Source organism: Leifsonia sp. NPDC014704 (assembly GCF_043083605.1).
In the GTDB taxonomy this organism is placed as follows: Bacteria; Actinomycetota; Actinomycetes; order Actinomycetales; family Microbacteriaceae; genus Leifsonia.
The window spans coordinates 176,436-188,006 of record NZ_JBIBYW010000001.1 but is presented as its reverse complement, the minus strand read 5'-3'; the positions used below and the strand labels follow the sequence as shown (position 1 = coordinate 188,006).

Below are 11,571 nucleotides of genomic sequence, written 5' to 3'. Positions count from 1 at the left end.
AGCTCCTGAGTTTTTCGCGCCAGCCGCAGCGTGTCGCCGGAAAAACTCAGGAGCTGTTGGCGTGGGGGTGCGGCGACGGGTCAGGCGCGGGCGGTGAGGGCGGGGAGGTCGAGACCGGCGGGGAGCTCGCCGTAGAGGGTGCCGCGCTCGGGGCCGAGCCGGGCGGCGACGAAGGCGTCCGCGACGGCGGCAGGTGCTGTGCGGATGAGCAGGGACGCCTGCAGGGCGACAGCGAGCGCCGCGACGAGCGGGCGCACCGCCGCCTCGGCCGACGCGGGGTCGTCGGTGGCGGACGCCGCCGCCGCCGCGAGGCGCGCCCGCAGACGGTCATGGTGTCCGTCGAAGGTCCGGTACACCCCCCGAGCGGCCGCGAGCTCGGAGTCGAACGCCTCCGCCGCCGCGGGCTCCCGACGCAGCGCGCGCAGCGCATCCAGGGCGATCACGTTGCCCGAGCCCTCCCAGATCGCCATCACCGGCTGCTCCCGATACCGCCGGGCCAGCGGGAACGCCTCCGTATAACCGTTGCCGCCCAGACACTCCAGCGCCTCGTACGCGTGCCCCGGACCGCGCTTGCACACCCAGTACTTGGTGACGGCGGTCGCGAGCCGGCGGAACGCCACATCCCCCTCCGGAGCATCCGCGTCGTGAGCGCGCGCCAGCCGCAGGGACACGGCGGTCGCCGCCTCCGACTCCAGCGCGAGGTCGGCCAGCACCGCCGTCATCGCCGGCTGGTCGATCAGCCGCCGCCCGAACGCCGCCCGGTGCCGCACGTGCCAGGCCGCCTCGGCGACCGACTGCCGCATCCCCGCGGCGCTGCCGTAGACGCAGTCGAGACGGGTGCGGTTCACCATCTCGAGGATGGTGCGCACGCCCCGGCCCTCCTCCCCCAGCAGATACCCGACCGTCTCGTCGAACTCCACCTCGGACGACGCGTTGGAGCGGTTGCCGAGCTTGTCCTTCAGCCGTTGGATGAGGAACACGTTGCGCGTGCCGTCCTCCAGCAGGCGCGGCACGAGGAAGCAGGACAGCCCGTTCGCGGTCTGCGCGAGCACGAGGAACGCGTCCGACATGGGCGCGGAGCAGAACCACTTGTGGCCGGTGAGCAGCCACCGCCCGTCCCCGTCGGCGAGCGCGCGGGTCGTGTTGGCTCGCACATCCGATCCGCCCTGCTTCTCGGTCATGGCCATCCCGAACAGCGCGGAGGTCTTGCCCGCGAGCAACCGGCCGTCGTAGTCCCGGCTGAGCAGCCGCGGCATCCACTCGGCGGCGAGGCTCTCGGAGGCGGCGAGCGCCGGGACCGCGGCGTGCGTCATCGAGACCGGACAGGCATGGCCCGGCTCGACCTGCGCGAACTGCAAAAAGGCGGCGGCGCGGGCGACGTTCGCGCCGGGCCGGGGGTCGGCCCAAGCGGAGGTGTGGGCGCCGGCCGCCACCGCCGCGGCGATGACGCGGTGGTACCCGTCGTCGTACTCGACCTCGTCGATGCGGTTGCCCCAGCGGTCGAAGGCGTGCAGCTGGGGCTCGTGGCGGTCGGCGAGCTCCGCATCCCGCTGGAACGCTTCCGAGCCGACCAGCCGCCCGATGTCACCGAGCGACGGGATGGCCCAGCCGGCGTCGTAGCGCTCCACGCCCTCCCGGAGCGGCAGGTTCGCCGCGAACTCGTCCACGTCGACGCGCGGCGGCGCCTGGTTCACGACGGTGTGGGTGACCATGGCGGGAGTCTAGCTCCGCCCGCCGGGTAGGCTGGAGACCCTCATGGCTCACCTTCTCGGCGCGGAATCCCTTCACCTGGAGTACCCGACGCGCACCGTCTTCGACTCGGTCACGCTGGGGCTCGCCGAGGGCGACCGCGTCGGCGTCGTCGGTCGCAACGGCGACGGCAAGTCGACGCTGCTGCAGCTGCTCGCCGGGCGCATCGAGCCGGACTCGGGCCGGGTGACCCGGCGCCGAGGAGTCACGGTCGGGATGCTCGACCAGCGCGACGAGCTGCCGTCGCAGCTGACCGTGGGGCACGCCATCGTGGGCGACCGGGAGGAACACCTCTGGGCCGGCGATCCGCGCGTGCGCGACGTGCTGGCCGGGCTCGTCTCCGACATCCGCTGGGAGGCGACCATCGGGGAGCTCTCCGGCGGCCAACGCCGCCGCGTCGCCCTGGCCGCGCTGCTGGTGCACGACCACGACATCCTCTTCCTCGACGAGCCCACGAACCATCTCGACCTGGAGGGCGTCGCCTGGCTCGCCCAGCATCTGAAGGGCCGCTGGTCGACGGCGTCCGGCGCGCTCGTCGTCGTGACGCACGACCGCTGGTTCCTCGACGAGGTGTCCACGACGACGTGGGAGGTGCACGACGGCATCGTCGAGCCCTTCGAGGGCGGGTACGCCGCCTACGTCCTGCAGCGCGTCGAGCGCGACCGGATGTCCGCGGTCGCCGAGACGAAGCGGCAGAACCTGATGCGCAAGGAGCTGGCGTGGCTGCGCCGCGGGGCTCCCGCTCGCACCTCGAAGCCGAAGTTCCGGATGGATGCGGCCGCGACACTCATCGCCGACGAGCCGCCGCCGCGCGACACCGTCGAGCTGACGACACTGGCCACCTCCCGCCTCGGCAAGGATGTGGTGGACCTGATCGACGTCTCCGTCTCGTACCCGCCGAAGACCGTGCTGCGCGACGTGGAGTGGCGGATCGCCCCCGGTGAGCGCACCGGCATCCTGGGCGTCAACGGCGCCGGCAAGTCGACGCTGCTCGGCCTGGTCGCGGGCACGGTGAAGCCGGACTCCGGCATTGTGAAGCGCGGGAAGACCGTGCGGATCGCGACACTCACGCAGCAGCTCGCCGAGCTCGACGACGTGCAGGACGAGCGGGTCTCCGCGGTCGTCGCCGGCAAGCGGACGACCTACCTCGCCGGCGGCAAGGAGGTCACCCCGGGCCAGCTGCTGGAGCGTCTCGGCTTCTCGAACGCGCAGCTCTCGACCCCGGTGAAGGATCTGTCGGGCGGCCAGAAGCGCCGGTTGCAGCTGCTGCTCATCCTGCTCGACGAGCCGAACGTGCTCATCCTCGACGAGCCGACCAACGACCTCGACACTGACATGCTGGCCGCGATGGAGGACCTTCTCGACTCGTGGCCGGGGACGCTGCTGGTCGTCTCCCACGACCGGTACCTGCTCGAGCGCGTCACCGACCAGCAGTACGCCGTGCTCGATGGCCGCCTGCGGCACCTTCCTGGCGGGGTGGACGAGTACCTGCGGCTGCGGCGCGCGCAGGGCGCGGTCGGGGCCGCGGCCTCCGATGCCGTCGCGAGCACAGCATCCACACCGACGCCCGTCAGCCCCGCCCTTTCCGGCGCCGCGCTCCGCGCCGCCGAGAAGGAGCTGTCGGCGCTCGACCGCCGGCTCGCCAAGGTGGGCGACCAGGTCGCCGCCAAGCACGAGGAGCTGGCGCGCCACGACCAGAGCGACTATCAGGGCCTCGGCCGGCTCACCGAGGAACTCCGGACGCTGGAGGGCGAGATCGCCGACCTGGAGACCCGCTGGCTGGAGCTCTCGGAGCAGCTGGAGGGCTGATCCGGCACGGCCGGCACCCCGCGTCCACTCCCCCGGACTGGGGAACGAACTCGGCTTCGCGCTGTGCGATGATCCTGAGGATCGGTCGCGCAACCCGACCCGACGCGGCCGACGGGGACGGGAGCGCCACGTGACTGACCAGGAGCGGGCCGACGAGCGGCCCCTGTTCGGACGGGACCGTGCCCGCGAGACGATGCTCCTGGTCGCGCACCGCGCCAAGGAGCGCGGCGGGGCCGTGCTCCTGACCGGCGAGGCCGGCATGGGCAAGACGGCGCTGCTCGCCGATGTCGCCGAACGGCTCGAGGGCTGGACGGTGCTGCGGGTGCACGCCGACTCGTTCGAGTCCGACCTCGCCTACGCGACCGTGGAGACCCTCGTCCGCGGCCTCAACGCCCAGCGGACCGGCACGAAGCGGGCGACGAATGCCGCCATCCGCCCGCCGTCGCCCGGCGACGACCCCCTGACGGTCGGCCGGCTGCTGCTCGACGCCATCGACGCGATCGACGGCCCGGTGTGCCTCATCGTCGACGACGCGCAATGGGTGGACGAGCCCTCCGCGCGCGCTCTCCGCTTCCTGGTGCGCCGGCTGGCGGAGCAGTCGTTCCTGTTCACGGCGGCGGCACGGCCGCAGCCGAACAGCGTCAGCGCCCTCTTCGACGACCTGGCGTCGACCACCACGAACCACGCCCGCGTCGAGCTCACGCCGCTGGCCGTCGGCGACACGCAGGAGCTCGCCCGCCACATCCTCGGACACCCCGTCTCCCGCCGTACCGCCACGCGATTGACGGAGGCGACGCAGGGATCTCCGCTGCTGCTGAGCGTCCTCCTCGGCCAGCTGCGCGACACCTTCGCCCAGGCGCTGCACCCGGCCGGATGGGACCTCCCCGCCACCGCGATCACCCCGCTCGCCACCGCGATCGCCGCCTCGCTGGAGGGCGCCGACCCGTCGGTGCGCGCGGCTGCCGAACTCGTCGCGGTGCTGCGCGACCCGCTGCCGCTGCCGGTGGTCGGAACCATCGCGCAGCGCCTCGGAATCGATGTGGATGTGCACGGTGCGGTCGCCCGCGGGCTCGTCCTCGCCGAGACGCGCGACGGCGTGGTCCGCGTCGAGCCGGCGCACGCCATCCTCGCCGACGCCCTCGCGGGCGAGCTGTCGCTGGAGAGGCGCGTCGCCATCCACCGTGTTGCCTCCGAGGTGCTGTCCGGTCACCGGGCGCTGCGGCACCGGGTGGAGGCCGCAGACCATGCCGACCCGACCCTGGTCGCCGAGTTGCTCTCCGCCGCGCTCACGGTGTCCGACCTCGGGCAGGCGGAGCAGGCGCTCAGCTACGCACGATCGGCCGTCGACCTGGCGGACAGCGGCGACGCGGAGCGCGCGCTGCTCGAGCTGGGTCTCATCGCGATGCGGTTCCGGATGCACGAGCGCATCCTGGACCTCCGGCCCGCCTTCGAGGCGACGCCGGCCTCGCCCACGCGCGACGCGGTCCTGCTGGAACTGCGGACGCTCTCGGGCGACCTCCCGGGCGCGCTCGCGCTGGCGCTGGCATTCGAGCGGCGACCGGCACTCACCCCGGACGAGCGGGCACTCCGGTCGCACGTGGCCGAGGCGCTGCCCAAGGTGCTCATGGCGATGGGCGACTTCGCCGGCGTGATCGACCACCTCGACGCCGCGCGCGAGCACATCGCCGCCTCCCCCGCGCCGAACGAGGTCGCCGATCCGACCCTCCGCTGGCTGGCCGCACCGCAGGACGACCTGACGCGTCTGCTCGGCTGGGCGATCAATTCGGCCGCGCACTCCCGCCGGCCCGACCTGTTCGGTCCGCTCACCGTCGAACTCGACGAGCTGCTCGTCGGACATGAGTCGCCGGCCGCGGTGGATGCGCTGGTCAGCCGCTCGCGCGTATTCATCCTGAGCGGCGACATCGGCCGGGCGCGTGCCGACCTGGCGCGCGCTGCGGACCTGGCGCGACGCTTCCCCTCCAGCTGGACGGCCGGATTCGCACGCACGATGTACGCGCACATCCTCTTCCTCACCGGCGAATGGGAGGACTCCGTCACCCTGGCGGACACGGCCGTCGCGCTCGCGCTCGACGAGACCGACCTGTCCTGCTGGCCGATCGCCCTGTGGACCTCCGCGCTGGTGCGGGCCGGCCGTGGCGAGGCGGAAGCCGTCGAGGAGCGGCTCCGCGCCGCCGCGCAGGCCGACCCGCGCATCACCGGATCGTACGACGGCGACCTGCCGCACCTCGCGCGTGCGGAGCTCGGGCGCGCTTTAGGCCGGCCGCACGATCAGCTGGCGGCAGCCGAACAGGCGGAGGCTGCCGCATCCCGCGGCTCCACGCTCGGCTGGCTGACCTACCGGGTCGACGCGCTCGCGGCCCTCGGGCGGCCGGTGGAGGCGCGGGAGGCGTACGAGCGGGCGGCGTCGTCGCCGATGTGGCGGCCGTATTACGGATCGCTGCGCTGGCTGGAGGGGTGCGTGCTCGAGGCGGAGGGCCGCGCGGCCGAAGCGCTCGACGCCTACGAAGACGCGGTCGCCGAGCCGGGAGCGGAGCGGTTCCCCTTTCCCCGCGCCGTCGCCGCGCTGGACGCCGGACGGCTCGCTGCCGCGCAGCCGGGAGCCACGGCCGGAACCCGGGAGCGGGCGCGGGCACAGCTGGATGCTGCGGCCGAGACATTCCGCCGGCTCGGCGCCGCAGATTACCTCGCCCGCTGCGTACGTCTGCTCGACGAGACGGCGGTCGCGTCCTCCACCGTCGATCCGCTGGCAACGCTCACCACGCGCGAGCGGCAGGTGGCGCACGCGCTCGCCGCGGGGATGACGAACAAGGAGATCGCGGAGCGTCTCTACGTGTCCGTGACGACCGTCAACTTCCACGTCCGCAACATCCTCTCGAAGCTCGGGCTGCGCTCGCGCCGCGACCTGCGGACGCTGTCCCGGAGGAGACCCGTCAAGTCTTGACGGTTTCGCGCTTCGGGCAGCTTTCAGGGGCCGAGCGCTGGTTAAGGTGGAGAGACCTGGGATGCCCGGCCCGGGACGTGGATACGCTTCACATTCCGACGAATCGTCTCAACCCGACGCGTGTCGTGGCCGGGCATCCTCGGGCAGTCCGCCCTCTCGCGTCCGCCCTCCGGGCGCTTGCGTCGGCCCTCCGGGCGCTTGCGTCGGAGATTCGCGGCTGATCGCGCCGAATCTCCATCCGCACCGCAGTCGGTCGGAGATTTGCGGCACTTTCTCCTACGTTGCACCCGAACGTGCGCGGCGCGGGTTCTCCACAGATTCCGCGATCGGAATATGGCTCGAGACTGGTGCCGGGATGCTGAATGCATGACCCCACATCACCGCACCTGGTGCACCACACGCACGAGCGCCGCCGTTACCGACTTTCGGGCCGGCGCTGCGAGATCAGTCGCCGAGGATCCGTGCTCCATGCACGGGCCCGGTGGCCCGGACGGCCCTCACGCGTGCGGCGCTGAGTGCGATCTGCAGATCGATCGCCGAATCAAGATCGGCCGCCAGGAAGGCGACGGTGGGGCCGGATCCGGACACGATTCCGGCCAGCGCACCGTTCATCTCGCCCAGCTCGATGACATCGGCGATCTCGGGCACGAGGTGGATGGCCGGAGCCTGCAGGTCGTTGGTCAGCGCCTCGGCGAGCATGGCCGGTTCGCCGGCGCGGAGGGCCTGCAGCACGGCGGAGTCGACCGTCGGCGAGACCTGCGCCGGAGCGATATCGGCCGCGTGGCGCTCGCGGTGCCGATCCAGCTCGCTGTAGACGCGCGGCGTGCTCAGCTCGCCGTCTGGGAGCGCGAGCACCCAATGGAACTGGCCTGTCGCCAGGGCAGGGCTCAGCCGGTCACCGCGACCGGTTCCGATGGCGGTGCCGCCGACCAGCGCGAAGGGCACGTCGGCGCCCAGCTTCGCGGCGAGCGTCAGGAGTTCCTCGCGCCCGAGCTCGGTGCCCCAGAGGGCATCGCACGCGACGAGCGTCGCGGCGGCGTCGGCCGAGCCTCCGCCCATTCCGCCGGCGATGGGAACGTGCTTGTCGATCTCCAGGCGGACCCCGCTCGAGTAGCCGGTCCGCTTCGCGAGCAGACGGGCGGCCTTGATCGCCAGATTGGATTCGTCGCGCGGCAGGCCGCTCGTGTCGACGGTGCCGCCGAAACTCACCGAGAAGTCATCGGCGTGATACGCCCGGACATCCTCGTAGAGGGAGACGGCTTGGTAAGCGGTCGCGACGTCGTGGTACCCGTCTTCCATGACGGCTCCGACACGCATGAACACGTTGATCTTGCCCGGGGCGCGTACATGCACGCCGTCGACGTCCCACGCGTCCACCATACCTCCAACCTACACACACCGGAACGTCCACGCTGGGCACGGCCTGAGCGTCTGTTCGCGGCGCGGGCCGCGCCGGGCCGGCCCCCGGGCCGCGCCGGGTCGGCTCGGGCTGCGTCAGATTACGTCGGGCTGCGTCGGGCCGATTGGCGGCGCAGGTCGGCAGCATGGCGGTCACCATGTGGTCGCGACCACCGGCCGCCAAGACCGCGCGTCCGTGGACGGGCGCTGCAGCCGCCGGGATGCCGCCGCCGGGATGCGGCCGCCGCTACTCCGCGCCGGCCGCCGCCAGGCGCGCGAAGTCGCTCAGGCCGAGCTGTTCACCGCGCAGGGACGGGGAGATCCCCGCCGCCTGCAGGGCCGCCTCAGCGGAGGCCGGGTCGCCGTAGACGGGGGCGAGGGCCTGACGGAGGGTCTTGCGGCGCTGCTGGAAGGCGGCGTCGATGAGGGCGAACGTGCGGAGGCGGAGCTGCTCGTCGCCGGGCGGGTCGTCGCGGCGTTCGAACGCGACGAGGACGGAGTCGACATTCGGCACCGGCCAGAAGATCTGGCGGCTGACGGAACCGGCGGTGCGCCAGGTGCCGTACCAGGCGGCCTTCACGCTCGGGGCGCCGTAGACCTTCGAGCCGGGCTGTGCCGCGATCCGGTGACCGACCTCAGCCTGGACCATGACGACGCCGGAGCGGAGGGACGGGAAGTGCTCGAGGAAGTGCAGCAGCACGGGCACCGAGACGTTGTAGGGGAGGTTCGCAACCAGGCGCACCGGATCGACCGGCAGCTCAGTGATGGCGAGCGCGTCGCGATGCACCACGGTCAGGTGCTGTGCGGCGTCCGGCGCCAGCTGGGCGACCGTCGTGGGCAGCTGCGCGGCGAGACGGCCATCGATCTCGACGGCCACCACGTCCGCTCCGGCCTCCAGCAGGCCGAGGGTGAGGGATCCGAGTCCCGGCCCGATCTCCACGACGCTGTCGCCCGCCTGCACCTCCGCGACGCGGACGATCCGACGGACGGTGTTGGCGTCGATCACGAAGTTCTGCCCGAGCTTCTTCGTCGGGGTGACGTCGAGCAGCTCCGCCAGGTCGCGGATCTCCGCCGGCCCGAGCAGCCGGAGCTCACTCACGCGATGATCCCGATGGGGCGCGTCGGCGGCGGCCCGACGGGCTCGCTGTCCCACCGGCCGTAGACGAGCTCGGTGTTGGAGTTGATCTGCGCGGCGAGGGTCGAGGCGTCCGTTCCCATCACCTCGGCCATCGCCCGGAGCGTATGCGGGATGAGGTAGGGCGCATTCGGGCGGCCGCGGAACGGCATCGGCGTGAGGAAGGGGGCGTCCGTCTCCACCATGACCAAGTGGCGCGGGGCCGCTTCCAGCGCGGCACGGAGGTTCGGTGCGTTCTTGAAGGTGACGTTGCCCGCGAACGACATGTACCAGCCGTTCTCGGCACAGATGCGGGCCAGCTCCACATCGCCCGAGAAGCAGTGGAACACCGTCCGCTCGGGAGCTCCGACCCGCTTCAGCGTGGCGACGACGGCCGCGTGCGCGTCGCGGTCGTGGATCTGCAGCGCGATGTCGTTCTGCTTCGCGATTTCGATGTGGGCCTCGAACGTGCGGAACTGCGCATCGCGCCGCGGACCCTCCTCCGTGCGGAAGAAGTCGAGGCCGGTCTCGCCGACGGCGCGGACCCGGGGCCGGCCTGCGAGTTCGGCGATCACGGCGAGGGCGTCGTCCAGCTCTCCGCGTTCGTCGTAGTCCGGCGCGTCGTTCGGGTGCAGCGCGACGGCGGCGAGCATCCGCGGCTCGACGGCCGCCGTCTCGGCCGACCAGCGGGACGTCTCGACGTCGTTGCCCACCTGTACGACGCCGCGCACGCCGACGCTCGACGCCCGGTCGAGCTGCTCGCGGTAGTCGAGCGGCTGCTCGCCGTCGGCGATCTCGAGGTGCGTGTGGTTGTCGTAGACGGGAACGGTCAGCGCCTCGGGCAGCGGAGGATAGCTGAGGTCGCGGCCGTCGGTGACGTGCCGCTGCCGGACGAACGACGGGTCCGTCATACCGCGGCGACCGCCTCCGCGTCGATCCGCGGGAACAGCGCCTCGAGGCCGTTGACCTCGGTGCCCGCCGGCAGCTGACCCCAGTCGCCCGCCGTCCGGAGCGGCTGCGCGTCGAGGGCGCCCAGCTCGCCGGAGACGGCGAGCGACTCCCACAGCTTGCCGGTCGCGGCCGGGATCACCGGCGACAGCAGCACGGCGAGGGACCGCAGTCCCTCGGCCGCCGTGTACAGCACGGTGCCAAGGCGCTCGCGCTTGGCCTCATCCTTCGCCAGGGTCCACGGCTCCTGCTCGGTGATGTAGCCGTTGAGCTCGTCGACGATCCGCCAGATCGCCGTCAGGGCGTCGTGGATTGCCAGGCGCGAGATCGCCGCGTCGGCATCGGCCGCCGCGGTGCGGACGACCTCCTGCACGTGCAGGTCGACCTCCTGGTACTCGCCCGCCGGCGGCACGATGCCCTCGAAGTACCGCGTCACCATCGCGATCACGCGCGAAGCGAGGTTGCCGAAGCCGTTCGCGAGCTCCGCCTGGTACCGCGCGGCCAGGTCTTCCCAGCTGAACGAGCCGTCCTGCCCGAAGTTGATGGCGCGCATGAAGTAGTAGCGGAACGCGTCGGAGCCGAACGTGTCGGTGATCTGCGTCGGCGCGATGCCCGTCAGCTTGGACTTGGACATCTTCTCGCCGCCCACGAGGAGCCAGCCATGACCGAACACGCGCTTCGGCACCTCGAGACCCGCCGCCATCAGCATGGCGGGCCAGATGACCGCGTGGAAGCGCAGGATGTCTTTGCCGACCAGGTGGTTCGCCGGCCAGCGGCGGGCGAACTCCTCGTCGTCCTGCCCGTAGCCGACGGCGGTGATGTAGTTGAGCAGGGCGTCGAACCACACGTAGACGACGTGCGATTCGTCCCACGGCACCTTGATGCCCCAGTCGAAGCTCGACCGCGAGATGGACAGGTCGCTGAGCCCCTGGCGCACGAAGCTGACGACCTCGTTGCGGGCCGACTCGGGCTGCACGAAGTCCGGGCGCTCCTCGTAGAGCGACAGCAGACGGTCGGCGAACTGGCTCATCCGGAAGAAGTAGTTCTTCTCCTGCAGCAGCTCCAGCGGCTTCGAGTGGATGGCGCAGACCTTCTGGCCCTCGTACTCCCCGGTGCCGTCGACGATCTCGCTCTGCGGCTTGAACTCCTCGCAGCCCACGCAGTAGAGGGCCTCGTACTCGCCGGCGTAGATGTAGCCGTCGTCGTAGAGCTTCTGCAGGAACTTCTGGACGTTGACCTCGTGCCGCTCATCGGTGGTGCGGATGAAGTCGTCGTTGGCGATGTCGACCGTGTCGAGGAGGGGCAGCCACTCCTCGGTGACCAGCTTGTCGGCCCACTGCTTCGGCGTGGTGCCGTTGGCGGTCGCCGTACGCAGGATCTTCTGCCCGTGCTCGTCGGTGCCGGTGAGCAGCCAGGTGTCGTCGCCGGCCTGGCGGTGCCAGCGGGCGAGGACGTCGGCGGCGACCTCCGTGTAGGCATGCCCGATGTGCGGGACATCATTCACGTAGAAGATCGGCGTGGTGATGTAGAAGGAAGAGCCGTCGGACATGGTGACTATCCTACGGGCGCTGGAGCACGCGATCCGGTGTGT

7 protein-coding genes are annotated in these 11,571 nt (G+C 71.7%); 2 read left to right on the top strand and 5 right to left on the bottom strand.

Annotated features, from left to right (window positions below; genetic code table 11):
• Positions 1-80 precede the first annotated feature (80 nt).
• Positions 81-1,712, bottom strand: coding sequence for an acyl-CoA dehydrogenase family protein (locus ACF1AJ_RS00960; protein WP_391505750.1), 1,632 nt, complete (start codon positions 1,710-1,712; stop codon positions 81-83).
• A 43-nt stretch (positions 1,713-1,755) separates the two neighbouring features.
• Between ACF1AJ_RS00960 and ACF1AJ_RS00955 the strand changes: the two genes are divergently transcribed.
• Both ACF1AJ_RS00955 and ACF1AJ_RS00950 read left to right on the top strand, forming a co-directional pair.
• Complete coding sequence (locus ACF1AJ_RS00955) at positions 1,756-3,558, top strand: ABC-F family ATP-binding cassette domain-containing protein (protein WP_391505749.1); 1,803 nt, start codon at positions 1,756-1,758, stop codon at positions 3,556-3,558.
• Between the two features lie 130 nt (positions 3,559-3,688).
• Entirely contained in the window at positions 3,689-6,520 is a 2,832-nt protein-coding gene (locus ACF1AJ_RS00950; protein WP_391505748.1) for an AAA family ATPase, read from the top strand.
• 444 nt (positions 6,521-6,964) lie between these two features.
• Here the strand turns inward: ACF1AJ_RS00950 and ACF1AJ_RS00945 are convergent, their stop codons facing one another.
• The 4 genes from ACF1AJ_RS00945 to metG all read right to left on the bottom strand — a co-directional run bounded on the left by ACF1AJ_RS00945 (position 6,965) and on the right by metG (position 11,529).
• A complete protein-coding gene (locus ACF1AJ_RS00945; RefSeq protein WP_309861421.1) occupies positions 6,965-7,900 on the bottom strand; it encodes a 4-(cytidine 5'-diphospho)-2-C-methyl-D-erythritol kinase in 936 nt (311 codons plus the stop codon).
• A 265-nt stretch (positions 7,901-8,165) separates the two neighbouring features.
• On the bottom strand, positions 8,166-9,017 hold the full coding sequence (rsmA, locus tag ACF1AJ_RS00940; RefSeq protein ID WP_391505747.1) for a 16S rRNA (adenine(1518)-N(6)/adenine(1519)-N(6))-dimethyltransferase RsmA: 852 nt from the start codon (positions 9,015-9,017) through the stop codon (positions 8,166-8,168).
• The gene (locus ACF1AJ_RS00935; protein WP_391505746.1) at positions 9,014-9,943 is read right to left on the bottom strand and encodes a TatD family hydrolase; all 930 of its coding nucleotides are present in this window, start codon (positions 9,941-9,943) and stop codon (positions 9,014-9,016) included. Before ACF1AJ_RS00935 ends, rsmA begins: the two co-directional genes overlap by 4 nt.
• Positions 9,940-11,529 (bottom strand): methionine--tRNA ligase, encoded by a 1,590-nt coding sequence (gene metG, locus ACF1AJ_RS00930; RefSeq protein WP_391505745.1) that lies wholly within the window; start codon positions 11,527-11,529, stop codon positions 9,940-9,942. Before metG ends, ACF1AJ_RS00935 begins: the two co-directional genes overlap by 4 nt.
• Positions 11,530-11,571 lie beyond the last annotated feature (42 nt).